The organism is Streptomyces sp. NPDC048352, assembly GCF_040651895.1.
Lineage (GTDB): Bacteria > Actinomycetota > Actinomycetes > Streptomycetales > Streptomycetaceae > Streptomyces.
On sequence record NZ_JBEZKZ010000003.1, the window covers coordinates 49,839 to 64,561 of the forward strand.

The 14,723-nt window shown below is 74.1% G+C and carries 16 protein-coding genes; 2 read left to right on the forward strand and 14 right to left on the reverse strand.

Annotated elements, in window-relative coordinates:
- Positions 1 to 1,038: 1,038 nt before the first annotated feature.
- Positions 1,039 to 1,293, forward strand: coding sequence for a hypothetical protein (locus tag AB0D45_RS02585; protein WP_362454949.1), 255 nt, complete (start codon positions 1,039 to 1,041; stop codon positions 1,291 to 1,293).
- 250 nt (positions 1,294 to 1,543) lie between these two features.
- Here the strand turns inward: AB0D45_RS02585 and AB0D45_RS02590 are convergent, their stop codons facing one another.
- From AB0D45_RS02590 to AB0D45_RS02620, 7 genes are all read right to left on the reverse strand, one after another.
- Entirely contained in the window at positions 1,544 to 2,965 is a 1,422-nt protein-coding gene (locus AB0D45_RS02590) for an LPD29 domain-containing protein (RefSeq protein WP_362454950.1), read from the reverse strand.
- 137 nt (positions 2,966 to 3,102) lie between these two features.
- Complete coding sequence (locus AB0D45_RS02595) at positions 3,103 to 3,285, reverse strand: hypothetical protein (RefSeq protein ID WP_362454951.1); 183 nt, start codon at positions 3,283 to 3,285, stop codon at positions 3,103 to 3,105.
- Between the two features lie 34 nt (positions 3,286 to 3,319).
- Positions 3,320 to 3,880 (reverse strand): hypothetical protein, encoded by a 561-nt coding sequence (locus tag AB0D45_RS02600; RefSeq protein ID WP_362454952.1) that lies wholly within the window; start codon positions 3,878 to 3,880, stop codon positions 3,320 to 3,322.
- Positions 3,881 to 3,941: 61 nt separating this feature from the next.
- On the reverse strand, positions 3,942 to 4,298 hold the full coding sequence (locus AB0D45_RS02605; protein ID WP_362454953.1) for a hypothetical protein: 357 nt from the start codon (positions 4,296 to 4,298) through the stop codon (positions 3,942 to 3,944).
- Positions 4,299 to 4,365: 67 nt separating this feature from the next.
- Positions 4,366 to 5,112, reverse strand: a complete 747-nt coding sequence (locus AB0D45_RS02610; protein WP_362454954.1) for a hypothetical protein — start codon at positions 5,110 to 5,112, stop codon at positions 4,366 to 4,368.
- 250 nt (positions 5,113 to 5,362) lie between these two features.
- On the reverse strand, positions 5,363 to 6,514 hold the full coding sequence (locus AB0D45_RS02615) for a hypothetical protein (protein WP_362454955.1): 1,152 nt from the start codon (positions 6,512 to 6,514) through the stop codon (positions 5,363 to 5,365).
- 202 nt (positions 6,515 to 6,716) lie between these two features.
- Complete coding sequence (locus tag AB0D45_RS02620; protein ID WP_362454956.1) at positions 6,717 to 9,176, reverse strand: hypothetical protein; 2,460 nt, start codon at positions 9,174 to 9,176, stop codon at positions 6,717 to 6,719.
- Between the two features lie 150 nt (positions 9,177 to 9,326).
- Here AB0D45_RS02620 and AB0D45_RS02625 point away from each other — a divergent pair, with 150 nt between their 5' ends.
- Complete coding sequence (locus AB0D45_RS02625; protein WP_362454957.1) at positions 9,327 to 9,839, forward strand: hypothetical protein; 513 nt, start codon at positions 9,327 to 9,329, stop codon at positions 9,837 to 9,839.
- 165 nt (positions 9,840 to 10,004) lie between these two features.
- Here the strand turns inward: AB0D45_RS02625 and AB0D45_RS02630 are convergent, their stop codons facing one another.
- The 7 genes from AB0D45_RS02630 to AB0D45_RS02660 all read right to left on the reverse strand — a co-directional run bounded on the left by AB0D45_RS02630 (position 10,005) and on the right by AB0D45_RS02660 (position 14,691).
- Positions 10,005 to 10,196, reverse strand: coding sequence for a hypothetical protein (locus AB0D45_RS02630; protein WP_362454958.1), 192 nt, complete (start codon positions 10,194 to 10,196; stop codon positions 10,005 to 10,007).
- A gap of 89 nt (positions 10,197 to 10,285) precedes the next feature.
- On the reverse strand, positions 10,286 to 11,701 hold the full coding sequence (locus AB0D45_RS02635; protein WP_362454959.1) for a hypothetical protein: 1,416 nt from the start codon (positions 11,699 to 11,701) through the stop codon (positions 10,286 to 10,288).
- A complete protein-coding gene (locus tag AB0D45_RS02640; protein WP_362454960.1) occupies positions 11,701 to 12,108 on the reverse strand; it encodes a hypothetical protein in 408 nt (135 codons plus the stop codon). Before AB0D45_RS02640 ends, AB0D45_RS02635 begins: the two co-directional genes overlap by 1 nt.
- Positions 12,109 to 12,135: 27 nt before the next feature.
- The gene (locus AB0D45_RS02645; protein ID WP_362454961.1) at positions 12,136 to 13,173 is read right to left on the reverse strand and encodes a hypothetical protein; all 1,038 of its coding nucleotides are present in this window, start codon (positions 13,171 to 13,173) and stop codon (positions 12,136 to 12,138) included.
- Positions 13,167 to 13,370, reverse strand: a complete 204-nt coding sequence (locus tag AB0D45_RS02650) for a hypothetical protein (protein ID WP_362454962.1) — start codon at positions 13,368 to 13,370, stop codon at positions 13,167 to 13,169. Before AB0D45_RS02650 ends, AB0D45_RS02645 begins: the two co-directional genes overlap by 7 nt.
- Positions 13,367 to 13,507 (reverse strand): hypothetical protein, encoded by a 141-nt coding sequence (locus tag AB0D45_RS02655; protein WP_362454963.1) that lies wholly within the window; start codon positions 13,505 to 13,507, stop codon positions 13,367 to 13,369. Before AB0D45_RS02655 ends, AB0D45_RS02650 begins: the two co-directional genes overlap by 4 nt.
- Positions 13,504 to 14,691, reverse strand: a complete 1,188-nt coding sequence (locus tag AB0D45_RS02660; protein ID WP_362454964.1) for a hypothetical protein — start codon at positions 14,689 to 14,691, stop codon at positions 13,504 to 13,506. Before AB0D45_RS02660 ends, AB0D45_RS02655 begins: the two co-directional genes overlap by 4 nt.
- Positions 14,692 to 14,723: the final 32 nt, after the last annotated feature.

The window sequence follows — 14,723 nt, forward strand, 5'->3', positions numbered from 1 at the left end:
GCTGCCGAGCGGCGCGCGGCCTCCTGTCCACCCCGCAGGGGTTGCAGCGGCAGACCCTCCTTCTTGCGCGGGCGCTCCACGGGCTCCGGCCGGTGGAGGTCCCACACCAGCAGGGCGCGGCGGCCGTCCGGGGTCGGCTCGACGCCGGTCACGCCGTCCCGCTCGACGTCGGCGAGGAACCCGGCCGCGACCAGCGGGGGCAGGAGGGCCGCGGCCACCCTGCGCCCGGCCCTGCCGGGGGCCACACGGCGCGCGCTGCCGTCCTCGGCGCGCAGCAGCTCCCCGGCCGCGGCCCAGCGGACGGCGTCCGCGTGCCGGGTGGACCACCCCAGGGCCTTCGCCTGCTCCTCCTGCCGGTACCGCTCCCGGTAGTCGACGGCCGGGACCGGCTCGGCGGGGGCGTGCGGGGTCGGCAGCTCCTCCCCGGGGGTCTCGCTCACCGGGAGGGGTGCGGGGGCGGCAGGCGCGGGCAGGCGGTCGGCCGGGGCCGGGCCCACGCTCCCGGCGGCGTGCCACTCCCACAGCTCCCGGGCGGCCTCCAGGCTGCTGCACCATCCGACCTGACGGCCGGTCCGGCACACCTCAAGGCCGTCCTTGCACGAGCACGTCACCCGGAACTTCCCCGCGTGGCGGGTGACCACGGCCTGGATGATCCGGCCCCGGTGGTCGCCGGCCACCACGTCCAGCCGGACGGCGCTCTCCACCTGCTCGGCGGTGACCACGACCAGGCTCTCCACGTCGTCCAACTGAGTCCAGGCCGGGGCGTGCTCGGTGGCGGGGTGGGCCTTGACCGCGACCCACCGGCCGAGGCGGTACACGTTGCCCACCACGGCGGCCTGCCACTGCTCCGCGTAGTTCTGCATCACCAGGTCACCCCGGCGGACGTGCGGGGCATCGGCGAGGGGGCGCAGCGCGGCGGCCGGGACGATGGTGCGCTCCCGGTCCCCGTCCTGGGCGGGCTCGACCTCCCAGGCATCCCCGGCCGGGGTCATCAGCTCCCAGTCGCCGGGGCGCCCGTCCACGGCCACGATGTCGCCGGTGCGGAACTGGGCGGCCGGGGCGGCGGGCGCGGCGGCCGGCGCCTCCTCGACGGCCGGGGCGGGCTCCTCGGCGGCGGCCGGGGTCTCCCGGACGCGGTCGCCCGCGTTGGCGATGCTCGCGGTCGGCCGGTCGGTGCCGAAGTACCGGACGGACACCCGGAACGGGAACGGGCCCTCGCCGATGCGCTCCTCGATCAGGTCCGCGTTCGCGGTGACGACCTCCTGCGCGTGCCGGGTGAGCAGCAGCACGTAGGTGTGGCTGCGCTCCCCGTTGACGTAGTGGCCGGTGACCCGGAAGTCCTTCCCGGCGCCCTGGGCCAGGCCGAGGCGGCGCAGCTCGCGGGCGATGGCCACGGTCGGGGTGGTGGGGGCGGTCATCAGTGCCACGGGGGCTCCTTCGCAGGTGGGGGCGGGGGCGCGGTGCGCGTCCTCACCCCCACATAATGACAACACCACGTTGCAACGTCAAGTTGCAACGTGGTGCTTCGGAGTGTCGGGTGGGGTCAGTTGGCGGCGCGGGCCAGGACCGCGAACGTCAGGGCCGCGTCCACCCCCTCACGCCACGCGGCCCCCGCCCCCTGCTCACCCCAGGCACCGGCCACGTGCGCCGGCACGGGCACGCCCCGGTACGTCTCCGGCGCCCGCTGGTCGCAGGGCTGCGGGGCCGGGGCGGGCTTGATGTAGGCCGCCGTCCTGCCACCCCGGGCCAGCCTCAGCTCCCCCTCGTACCAGTGATGCGTGGCCCCGAACTGGAGCTGAGCGGCCAGGAACCGGGTCGCCTCCGCGCGGCTCTGCAGCGGGGCCGTGTCCTCCGGGCCACCGATCACGTGGAACACGTCCGCGCCCCGGAGGCCGACGTCGTCCAGCAGGCGCGCGGCCACCTCCAGCAGGTAGGCGTCCTCCGCCTCGTCGGTGCACGGGAAGTCCCCGAACTCCACGAGGCGGGCCCGCTTGTCGCACACCAGGCACCGGAACGCGTACGCGCTGCCGGGCCCGTCGATGCCCTCCCCGGTGTTCGTGATCCGGTGCGCCCCAGCCTCCAGGCCGTTGCCCGGCTCCTCGGCCGGGGCGTCGCTGGCGACCTCCTCGACGGCGGGCGCCTCCTCGGCCGGGTCGGCGGCGGGCGCCGCCTCGAGGACCCCCGTCGGGGCCGGGAACAGGCCGGCCGCGCGGAGCGCGTCGCGGACTGCGTCCAGCCGCTCGGCGCCGGCCGCGCCCCGGGTGCCGGGGAGGTACCAGTACCCCTCCTTCCGGTGCCACTTCAGACCCTGGTCGCGCAGCACGGGCGCGGACCCGTCGCCCCGGCGGGTGCCGCGCACGACGATGCCCTCCTCCTCGGTGTGGGTCGCGTCGATGCCGGGGCCGAACAGCGCGGCGGGGGCGGGCTCGGCCGGGGCGGCGGGCTCCGGGGCGGCAACGGCCGCGGCCTCTTGGGCGGCCTTCCAGCGGCGCGGCAGGACCACCTTCCGGGCAATGTCGAGCACCTGGTTCACACCCCAGGACCCGCCGATGAACTCGCCTTCGCAGGTGAAGCCGCCGTTCGTGGCCTGGGTGTCGGTGTCCTCGCCGTTGGCGGCCTTCCACAGGGCCAGGGCCTCGGCGCGCGCCTCGTCGGACACCTCCTGGTGGAGGCTCATGTGGTCGACCACGGGCTTCCCGGTGACGCGCTTGCCGTCGATGGTGACGGTCACCTCGTTGCCGGTCGACTCGTAACGCTCGTCGTAGCCGTTCCAGGAGGACCCCTGCATGGGGCGGGCGATGGCGGCGACGTCGGTGTCGGACGGGCCGTCCGTCCACGTCACGTCGATGCTCGCGGACCCGGTGCCCTTCCCCCGGCGGACGGAGAACTTCGCGCCGGGGAAGGCGGCGGTCAGCTGGCGCTTGAGCTCGGCGGACACGTAACGGGCGTCGATGTACGTCGTCATGGCGCTGCTCCTGGTTCCGGGGGGCTCGGTGCCTCCCTCCACACACATGGTTGCACCCTCATGTTGCAACGTCAAGTTGCGACATGGGGGTGCGTGCCGGAAGGGCCGGGCGGAGGGGACGCCCGGCCCGGGGCGGGTCAGGCGGCGGGGGCGGCGGACACGTCCACCAGGACGTCGTCCTGGTCCGCGTAGTGGGCGGCGTACGCGGCCAGCAGCTCCGGCAGGTCCGGGAGCGCGGTGGTGGTGTCGAAGCGCAGCAGGGCGGCGCGCTCGCCGTTCTCGATCCGGACGGCGCTCACGGAGTACAGGGCGGCAACCATGGTGGGTCCTCTCGGCGGTGGGGGTGTGGGGTGGTCAGGAGGCGGCGAGGGTCGAGCGGACGCCCAGGCGCCACCCGTCCGCGAGCGGGGCGGTCCAGGACCCGCGCACCATCGCCGGCACGGGCACTCCGGCGTACGTGCGGGGGACGGTGGTCAGGAGGGCGTCGCATTGGCCGCACAGGACCAGGCCGCGCGCCTGCGCATGGTGCTCGGGCATGACCTCCTGGCCCCGGTACATCTCGGGCTTGCCGTTCAAGGCCGGGCAGGCGGAGTCCGGGTGGTAGGCCGTGCGGTGGGTGCCGATACGCACGTGGACCGTGCGGGCCGGGAGCTCCACGGCCGGCGGGGCGGTGATGCGCTCCGCGGCCTCCTCGCCGTCCAGCACGCCGACGCCATGCTCCGCGCCGGGGCCGACGAGGCGCCACCCGTACCGGGCGCCCATGTACGTCAGCTCCCAGCAGGCGCCCGCGTGCTGGACGGTGCGGGTGACCCGGGTACCGGGCTTGATCGGGCCCAGTTCCAGACCGGCAGCGGCCAGGGCGGCGGTCAGGCTGTCCAGCGCGGCGGCCGGGATCGTGCGGGGCAGGTGCGACATCGGGGGCTCTCCGTTCCTCGGGGTGAGGGCCGGGCGCGGTGGGGCGCCCGGCCGGGGTGGGTCAGGCGCAGGTACAGGGGGCCGGGTCGCGCGCGTACTCCGCGAGCGTCCGGTCGAGGACCCGGGCGTGGTGGTCCCGGTACTCCTCCAGCCGGTCGGTTCGCCGGCCCCTGCTCGCCGCGAGGTGCACGTAACGCTCGCGCTCGGCCACCTCCTTGCGCTGGCTCAGGACGTCGGCTGCGCGGGAGTAGGCGGCGCAGGAGAAGGAGGTGAACACCGACCGTCCGGCGGGAGTCTTGGCCACCGGCACCACCCGCGCGCAGTCGTAGGTGACGGTCTGCGGGCTCTGGCACACGGTCATGCCCTGGGGCAGCTCCACGGTGGCGCCGGACGGGAAGGTGAAGGTCTGGGTCGTCATGGCGGGTGTCCTCTCCGGAGGGTGGGGGGACCGGGCCCCGGTGCGGGGCCCGGCCGGACGGGGTGGGTCAGGCGGCGGGGGCGAGGACCAGGGGGGCCGGGGCGGCGGCCACGGCGACCTTGAACGTGTCCTTCCGGCCCTTACGCGGCGGGATCAGGCCCTGGTCCGCGTAGTCCAGGGCGACCTGGTCGCCGTCCAGGACGCTGCCGCCGGGGGTGCGGGCGACGGTCACGCGGCCGAAGGTGCCCACCGGGATCTGTCGCAGCCACTTCTTCTCGGCGTCGGCGGCCTTCGCGTAGGTCTTGGCCTTCGCGTCCAGCTCCGCGAAGCGGTCGGCGTGCTCCTCGATCTCCTCGACGGCGGGCAGCTCCTCGGCGGGCAGGACCGGGTCGGCGGCCGGGGCGGCGGTCAGGGCGGTGCGGCCCAGGCGCTCGGCGATCTCGCTCACGGTGTGGGCGGCGCTGCGGGCGGCGCGGCGGGCGAGGGTGTCCAGGCGGCGGGTCGCGGTGCGCGCGGCGCGGCGGGCGGCGGTGGCCTCGGCCTTGGCGTCCTGGGCGACGGTGGCCAGGGTGGCGCAGCGGGCGGTCAGACGCTCCACGCGGCGCTCGGCGGCGGCCTGGCCCTTGCCGGTGCGGATCGCGGTGCGCAGCTCGCGGCGGGCCGTGGCGGCGGCGGTGCGGGCGGCGGTCAGGCGGGCGGCGGCGCGGTCGGCGCGGGTGGCGGTGCGGGTCTCCTCGCGGCCGGCGACCTTCGCGGCGGTCTCGGCGTCGGCGAGGCGGGCCATCATCTGCGCGGTCTTGGCGGTGCTGTTCATCCCGTCGTCCTTCCGTCTGGTCCAGGCCCCTCGCCCTTCCCGATACCCATAGTGTTGCAACATGAGGATGCAACGTCAAGTTGCAAGAAGGGGGTGCGGGGCCTTTCACCCGGGCGGGTCATCCGGGCGTCACCGGTGCGGTGTTCGGCACTGTTCGCCGGTGTTCGCTGAACACCTCTGAACACCCCTGAACGGCCGGTCGCCCCGTCCTCGGCGGGCGAGGCGGGGCGTCCGTGGCGGTGCCGGGTGGTCAGGCGGTGGGGGTGGCGATCCAGTAGCGGGTGGCCGTGCCACCGAGGCTGTGCGTGTCGCCGGCCGCGTCCTGGGCGTAGCGGGCGCCGGTCGCAACCCAGGTGCGGACGATGTCCAGCGGGTCCCCGGTGCACTGCTTGCGGTCGCCGGAGGGGCGGAACCACTTGCCCGACCGGGTGCCGTAGAGCTGGAACGGTGCCTCCAGGCCCTTGAGCGTGCGCCACTGCGGGGCGTCGTAGGTGACGTCCTCCTCGATCGGGGCGGGCTCCGGGGTCTCCTCGACCACGGGGGCCGGGGCGGGCTCCTGGACCGGGGTCGCGGCCGGGGCGCTCTGGGCCATGGCGTTGGTGCGGTTGTCGATGACGCGCTGGACCTCCGCGCGGCGGCGCAGCGGCCGGGTGGCGGCCAGGACGGCGGCCATGTCCACGGTGCCGGCCTCGGCGGGGGCGTCCTCCGCGATCGGGGCGCCGGTGAAGTCCACCCGGATCGGGGCGGCCTCTCCGCGCACCCACACCCGCTCGCCCTGGGCGTCCCGGGCGACGATCACGGCCACCTTGTTCACCGTGAACCGCTCCTGCGCGGCGTTCCAGCGGGACATCCGGCGCATCTTGGCCACGGTCTCCACCACGGCGTCCGCGTCCAGGGTCAGGACCCGCTCGTCGTTGTCCTGGCCGTTGGCGTGCAGGACCTCCACGGCGGCGGTGTACGCGGTCACCTGGACCAGCGCGGCCGGGGCGGGCTCGATGTCGTCCGCCTCCGGGGCGTCCTCCACCTGGGCGGGCGCCTCGACCTGGACCAGCTCGGCGACGACGGGCTCGACCTCGTCCACCTCCGGGGCCTCCTCGGCGGTGGCCGGGACGGCGGGCTCCTCGGCGGCCGGCGCCTCGGTCTCCTCGACCTCCAGGGTCTCAACCTCGGCGGCCGGGGTCTCCTCGACCTGCTCGGTCGGGGCGGCGGCGCGCTCCTCGGCGATCCGGTTGCAGGCGACGCACTCCTTCATCTTGGTGGCCTCGGCGGTTGTCAGGACCCGGGACACCGTCCGCTCGCACAGGGTGTCCGTCCTGAACTGCTCGGCGTCCGTCTTGTGGGCGGTCCGGCCGTTGCCGACCTGGGCCGGGGCGTACTGGGCGGTGGCGGTGGTGGCGGCCATGGTGTCCTCCTGGGTTTGTGGGGCGGTCCGTTCGTCCGTCCCGATACCCATAGTGTTGCAACATGAGGTTGCAATGTCAAGGTGCAAGGAGGTCCGTGGACCACCTTCACCCCTGCGGGTCACGAGGCGCCGGCCGCAACGACGGGACGCCCCGGTCCTCGGGCGGGGCGGGGCGTCCTGGGCGGCTACCGGGGCCGGGGTGTCACCCCTGGCGCTGCGCGTCCGGCACGTGGGCGAACAGGCACGAGGCGGACCGGCCCATGCGCTCCGTCTCCCAGCCCTGCCGGCGCATCCGGTCCTCCAGGCAGTCCAGGGCCGCGCCGTGCAGCGGCGTGTCCCGGCGGATGATCGCCCCGCCCTCCAGCCAGTAGATGGCCACCCGGCCCTGTCCGCGCGGGTTGACCATGTACCCGCGTACGTCCTGCCCCTCCTCGGTCGGCTCGGAGACGTCGTGGTGGTCCGTCAGGCGCGCGGCGGCGAGGCCGGCGAGCGCGCGGCGCGCGGCGAGCACGTCCGGGTGCTCGACGTCGCGGGGCACGCATCCCTCCGTGGCGCCGTCGTGCTGGACGATCACGCCCTCCACGACCCTCCGGGCCGGGGCGTTCTCGTGCGGGGTGCTGTCGCTCGCACGCAGGGCGTCCAGGCCCCGGCGGATCTCCGCGACCGGGCGCTCGGCGAGCGCGGGCATCAGGTCGTGGCTCGTGGGGGCCAGGGTGCCGGCCTCGTGGTGGTCGAGGACGGCGCGCTCGGACTGCCACCGGTACTCCGTGCCCACCTGGGAGATCAGGCGCCCGTACGCGGTCACCCACCCGTAAGCGGCCTGGGTGCCGTAGCCGGTGCGGAAGGTCCAGCCGACCGGCCGGTCACGGTCGGGGGCACCCACGGGCTGGAAAACGGCGGAGGAGGCGTACGCGGCGCGGGCGGTGATGCGGGCGACGGCCTCCTCCAGGACGGCGGCGCGGTGCTCCGGGTTGAGGGCGTCCGGGTGGTCGCACACCCCGCAAAGGCGCTGGAACGGGACGCCGTCCGCTGCCTCGTCACTGGACTCCACCACGTACACCCCGCACTCCTGGCAGCGGACATCGTGGCGTCGGACACGGCGCCGGAAGGTGATCCGGTCGCTCACCTCGAACTGGACCGGGTAGGCGCACCCGTCCAGGACCAGGCTCACGAAGTGCGGGTTGTGCTCGTGCGGCTGGCAGTCCGTCACGGTGAACGTCTCGCCGTCCAGCTCCACGACGTCACCGGCCTTGGCCGTGGTGGCGAGGAAGTTCGGGAGCGGCGGGTTGTAGCTGAACGCGGTGGTGTGGCGGCGGGTCAGCTCCTCGCGGTGGGCGCGCGGGGTCAGGAGGCTGCCGGGGCAGTGGCCCATGGTGCCCGGGGTGCGCTCGTGGACGTCGAGGGTGCCGTCCTGGCGGGCCGGGGCGAGGTGGTCGGCGTAGCCGCACAGGGCACGGGGGCCGGTGCAGCCCTCGGGGGCGTGCAGTTCCAGCTCCCGGGCGTGCTCGCACTCGCTCGCGATCCACTGGGCGCCGCCCTCCACGATCACGCGCAGCGGTTCGCCGGCGAACTCCGGGGCCATGGCGGAGACAGTGCGCACCTTGCCGTCCGCGCACACGATCAAGTCGCCGGGCTTGAAGGGGCCGGGCTGGCCGGGCTCGGCCATGCGCTCCGCGATGCGGTCGACGGTCGCCGGGGGCAAGGTGGCGCCGTGGCGGTGTGCCTCGGCGGCGCTGCGGTCGTCCATCGTCGCGCGGTAGGTGGCGCGGGCGGCGGTGGCCTTCGCCCGCTGTTCGGCCAGGGCGGCGGCGCGCTGGGCGGCGGGGTCCCGGCGGTTGGCGTGCCGCTCGTCGGACAGGACGGCGGTCGGCAGCGTCGCGGCGGCGTCCTCCCGGGTGGGCTCCAGGGCCATGGAGAACGTGCGGTCGAGGGTGATGAACCCGTACCGGGTGGCCGGGGTGGTGGTGGAGCGGAAGGTGTAGCCCAGGAGCTTGCCGGTCGCGTCCTCGACGGTCCGGAAGTCGTTCGCGTCGGCGTGGACCTGCATCACGATGCCGCGCGCCTGGTCGGGCATGAGGAGCGGGGCGGCCTGGACGGTGGAGGGGGTGACCCAGGCCCGGAACAGGCACGGGCCGCCGTACGTCTCCATGCCTGTGATCGTCCAACCCAGGGCCTCCAGCGCGCGGGCGGCGTTGCGCTGCGGGTCGTAGGCCAGCTCCTCGTCCAGGACCGGGGTGGTCTCGCCCTCCAGGGTCACCGTGATGCGCTGGACGCGCCGCTCCCCGTCGAGGGTGGTCGCGTAGTCCGCGAGGTAGCGGCGCGCGGCCGGGGGAGCGGCCGGCGCCTCGGCGGTATCGGTGCCGTACGCCTCCGCGAGCGCTTCCGCCGGGGTCAGGCGGCCGGTGTCGGCGGGGCGAGGCTTGCCGGTGAGGTGGGTGTAGAGGGCCCAGCCGAGGGGGCTGAGGAAGTAGCCGGTGCCCCCGCGCTCGTCGTGGCCCTCGGCGATGAGGCCGCGGCGGTGGACGGCTCCGTGGGTGCCGCCTCCCCGGCCCAGGTTGGTGCGGGCGGCGCTGCCCTGGGGGTTGCGGTCGCCCCAGAAGACGACGGCCTCGGTCATGCGGGGGGTCATGTCGGCTGCGATCTCGGCGAGCGTCTGGGCCATGGGGTCCTCCTCGGTGCGGGGGTGGGCTGTTCACCCACCCAACACACATAGCGTTGCATCCTCATGTTGCGATGTCAAGTTGCAATGTGAGGGGGCGTGCGACACGCGGAAGCGGTACCAGGTTGCAACCTGATGTGACACACTGCCGACATGGCGACCCACGACCCCGCACCCGCAGACGAGGCGGCAGCGAAAGCCGCAGCGGCCGAGTTGGAACGGCTGACCAAGGCGTTCACCAAGGCTGAGGACAACCTCGAAAAGGCCCGCACGCCCCTGCATGAGGCCATCGTCAAGCACCTCCGGGCGCGCAGTGCACCCCCCGGTGTTCTCGCGGACCACACCCCCTACGACCGCAACCACGTCGGCCGACTCGGCAAGGCTGCCGGGGTGCCGCCGCTGCGCGGACCGAACGCGGCGCCGGCCCCGGAGTACGACGAAGCGACTCAGGCCGCTGCTCTGGCCGAGCTGGACAAGCTGACGGCGGCGTACAGGAAGGCCGAGGGCAAGGTCGAGGACGCCCGTGGACCCCTCCACGAGGCGATCGTCAGGAACTACAGCGCGCGCACCTTGGGCCCTGGCGTGATCGCGGAACACGTCCCGTACGACCGGAACCACGTCGGCAGGATCGTCAAGGCCGCCGGCGCCCCGCTCATCCGGGGCTGAGGACCGGCGGGGGACGAGCCGGAAGGGGCCGCGCACCGGGGGGTGCGCGGCCCCTTCGTCGTCCCCGGTTCAGCTCCACCTACCGTGGGGGCCGGGAGCGTATCTGGCCTCGGACGCGCGAGAGCCGCGCACAGCGGACCGTGCGCGGCTCCCGGGGCGGAGGGCCTACGTGTGGCGGACCAGGATCAGGACGACGACCACGAGGAGCATGATCCCGCCGCCGATCCACTGGTTCCGGGGGACGTCGGCGAGGTCGGCCAGGCGGAACGGCTCGCGCTCCTCGGCCGCGGCCTGTGCCGCTGCGGCGCGGGCGCAGCAGCAGCACTGTGCCGGGTGTGCGCGCTGGTCGTGGCTCATAACCGCCCCTCCCTTGAATCCGATCACCCCCATCATGGCCCACCTCTCTGATCCACTGCTACGTGCTGCTGCCGATCGACCACCGTGGGTCAGCCCCGCCAGGGCTCGATCCTCGACGCGGACGGCCCCCGCTCGGGGTCCGGGACGGACCGGAACCCGCGTGCCTTCTCCTCCGCTGTCCACCTCTCCGGCCTCTCTCCGGCCTCTCTCCGTTGCTCTCCGCTCCCCGGAGAGTTCGCAGGTCGGGAGGGGTGGAGAGTGGGTGGAGAGTGGTCACCGGCCGCTCCTGGGGTCCCCTCTGGGGAGGGGAGGGGAGGGAGGTCTGTGCGGTGCACTCCGGCCCGCCCGGCGACCCCCCTGGCGCGGAACTTACGGGTGGGGTTGTAGCCGGCCTGGATGAGGTGCTCCCGCAGCTCCTTGTCGGTGGCCTGGGAGAGGCCGGGGAGGCCCTTCCGCATGAGGGGGCGGAGGTCCTCCAGGTGCACCCCGTTCTCGCCCCCGATCGCGTCCCGCAGGAGGGCGGTCAGGGGGTCCTCCAGGGGGGCCGCCGGGGGTTCCTCCTCGATGTCCTCGGGGGACTCCTCCGGCCCCTCCTCGTCGTCCTCGTCGGGGGTGCCGTCGAGGAGTTCGGCGGGGGCCTCGGCAGGGGCTGCCGAGCGACGGAACAGGCGGGCCGCCCAGGCCGCGCGGGGAGCCTCGGCCGGCTTGTCCTTGGAAACCTCGTCGGCGTCCTCCGGGGAGTCCTCGGCCGGGGCGGTCTTGTCCTGCGCGGGGGCCTGGTCGGCCTTGCCCTTGGACCCCTTCCCCTTGCCGGACTCCTTCTTCGTGGGCTTGCTCACGGGAATCTCGATGGCACCCATGGAGGCCGCGACGGTGGCCGCGAGCGCCAGGAAGCAGGCGATCCATGGCGCGTAGGGGTACTGGATGGACAGCCTGACGACGGCGTACACGAGGAAGGCCACCCCAGCGAAGCGCGCTCCGAGACTGCCGCGCTTGCCGTACCTGCCGGACAGCCATCCGGCGAGGAGGACCAGGAGCACGCCGATCCCCCGGCCGTACCACGAGAGCATCCGGCCCAGGTCGCGCAGGAGCCTGCCGACCGCGCGCAGCAGCGGGGGGCCGGCGGTCCTCCCGACCTCCACGGCGAGGGGGCCAAGCTCGCGGAGGGGGCGCGGGTCGACGTACGGACGGAGGTCCGGGACCGTCATGTAGCCGCGCCTCGCCGGCGCCTCCTCGTCCTCGTCGTACTCCCCCGCGTCGTCCTCGTCGTCGTACTCTCCCGCCTCGTCGTCGTGGTCCTGGACGTGGTCCTCGTCGGCCTCGTCCGGGCCGTGGGCTGCGCTCTCGTCGGGCTCGTCGTCGTGCTGGTCGCGGCCGGCGTCCGGCTCGCGCGCCCGGCGGGGCGCGATGACGGCCGCGGCCGGGGCGGGGACCAGGACAGGCCGCTCCCCCGCCCCCGGCACCTCGGGCTCGGGGGCGGGGACGACGTGGAGGTGCGCGGCCATCAGGCGAAGCTCTGCATGATCGTGTCGATCTTCTCGGCGACGAGGGAGAACCCTCCGCCCGCGCCGGAGGCGACGTACCAGTAGATGATGCCGATCACGGCCACCTGCCGGGTCGTGAGCTTCTTGTAGAGGATCACGCCGGTGAGGAACAGGGCGATGCCCGCCATGGTGGTGCCGGGAATGACGTCACCGAACAGGCCGAGCAAGTCGTTGACGAAGCTGGACACGAGGTCGAACGGCGGCCCTGCCGCCTTGTACGAGGCACCGGCGACCATGGCCAGGAACAGGGTCCACCACCAGCCGAGCGGCTTGACCTTGCCACCGCTGGAGGTGCCGAACCAAAGGAAGCCGGTCAGGCCGAGGGCGAGGCCGGCGGCGCCGAAAGCGGGGATCAGGCTGCTGCTCATGCTGCTTTCCGTTCAGGGGGTGGGTGGTCAGGCGGCCGGGTTGCCGTACAGCAGCACGCCGACGATCATCGAGACGAGCGGGATGCGGGTGGCCCAGGCGAAGACCGGGAACCAGCCACGGGTGCGGTAGTCCAGGACCCAGATGGCGACCGCGACGCCGTACCAGACGCAGACGTAGAAGTCCGTCCAGGAGCCGTAGGTGTCGACCAGGTAGGCGACCTCTGCGGTGAAGAACTGCGGGACGCCGAGGTAGAAGCCGCCCCCGAGCGCGCTGCCGTTGTAGAGCAGGTGCCGGGTCTTGCGGGGCATCTGGCCCCAGACCTCGATCAGAGCCTTCTTCTGCTCCGCGGAGTCCTTGCCGTAGACGGGGCGGCTGTAGGACTTGCCACCGGTGCCCCGGAGGCCCTGCCCCCAGCGTCTACGGATCGAGGGCGGGACCTCGTCAACGGGCTGGCCGTCCTCTCCCCCGTCGCCATCCTCGCCGTCCCCCTCGGTAACGTCGGTGAGTTCGTCGTAGTCCTCGGGGACGTCGAGCTGGGTCTCGCAGTCGGCGCACCAGAACGCGACGAGCTGCCCGGTGACCTTGCTGCGGACCTCGTGCGGCTCCGGGTGCTGGCACGGCTTGCCGGGCGGGCGCGCGGGCGCCGTCGGCGCGGGCTTGGCCTCCGGGACGTCCGGGGTGAGGTCGGTCTTGCAGTCCGGGCACCAGTGGGGGACGACCTCGCCCGTCGACTCGATCCGGAAGGTGTAGGGGTTCGGGTGCTGGCACGCCTGGCCCGTAGGCGCGGCGAGGGTGATGTCCTTGGCGGGGTTCCACCAGTCGGGCACGTGGTGGTTGTCCAGGCGGGCCGCCCGGCCCACCCGGGCCGCCGGGATGGTCAGCGCCTCGGGCGCGGTCTCCTCGTCGGCGCCCTCCTCCGGCGCGGCCTCCTCGTCGGCAGCCTCTTCGTCCGTCTCCGGAGTGCCCGTGCGGCCGAACTGGAAGACGTCGCGCACGCGGAACGGGCGCTCGTCGTCCCGGGTGTCGACCTCGCGGGTCTCCTCCTCGGTCGTGTCACTCACCATGCCCCCCAGTTGAGGAGGGCTACGAGGAGACCGGCGGCGGGCTGGTCCTGGGCGACGTCGTCCTCGAGGCGGCAGCGCTCGGGGTCGTCGTCCTCGTCGGCACGGTGCGGGACGGGAGGCATGTCGTTGAGCCCGAGGCCGCGCCGGAGGAGGATCCCCCGGACGCGGAGCTCGTCGGCTCCAGGGGCGGCGGTCACCAGGCACCCCAGTTCAGGAGCGCGGTCACCAGCCCGGCGGCGGCCGCGAGGCCGCCGACGAACCGGATGTCGCCGTGTCGCCCGTACAGGGCGAAGGCCAGGCCGAGGAGGCCGGCCCCGAGGAAGAGGTAAATCATGACGCCTTCTTTTTGAGCTTGTCCTCGATCCGGCGGCGCGTCCGGGGCACGGTGTCGAGGTTCTTCGAGTCTTCGCCGTGCACCTCGTTGACGCGCTGGATCAGGGCCGCGTCGGAGATGGAGGAGTTGGCCGCCAGGGCGGCCCGGATGGTGTCTGACTTGGTGGGGGCGCCCACGGCGCGCAGCGGGGGCCGTGCGGTGCCGGTAGTCGGGTCAGTCGGCGGAGTCGGCGGGACGGGCGTATCGGCCGGGGCTTGCTGCTCGTCGCCCTGAGTGGTCGCCGGAGGGACCGGAGGGACCGAAGGAGCGGAGACCGGTACGGGTGCGGCGGCCGTGGCCGGGGCGGTCGGCTGCGCGATCGGGGCGGGCTGCGGAGTGGGAGCCGCGGCCGGGACCGGCGCAGGTACGGAGGCATGTCCGGACACGGACGCGGACGGAGCCTGTCCGGACACAACGGTCTGCACGGGGGTGCCGCTCTGCAGCGCAGGCTGCTCCGCCACGGTCGTGATGGCCTGGACGGTCTCGTAGTTGGGGAAGACCGCGCGCATGTACGCCTCGAACTGGTCCTGCCGTCGGATGTCGGCGGCCACCACGGCTTCGGCGGTCAGCTTCTCCTTGCGCTGGCGGAGCCAGTTCGCCACGCCCCTGGAGAGCGGCACGGCGTGGAGGCTGAGCACAAGGACCCACATGCCCTTGGACATGAGGTCGACCGCTGCGCCAGCCGCACCCGCGATGGGCTCGCCCTTGTCGACGCCGTACGCGACGACGGTGGCCATGGAGATGATCAGTAGGACCCACCCAGCGATCCGGGCCTTCCGGGCGCGGTCCGGCTCGCGGCGCAGGACGTACTCGACGCCCTGACAGGCAAGCCACGGGACGGTGAACACCACGGCTGCGGCGTACGCGACCGGGGCGGGCACCGTCTTGTCCAGCAGGCCACCGATGGCGGCGGCCGTGCTGGTGGTGGCGAGGAGGGTGACGCCGACTGCGCCGGCGGTCACGCCACGGATGACCATGCCGTCCCAGTCGCGCGGCGGTACCGGCTCCCACGTGGTGTACGGCACCTCTTCGGTCGCGGAGATGCCGTTGATCGTGGTCGTCTCCGTGCGGTAGCGGGTGACCTCGCAGTACCGGCGGCCGGGGATACGCGGCTGCTGCTCGTGATCGGGGGTGGGGTGGGTCATCGGGGCGCCCTTCGCGCTTGTGGAACGGACGG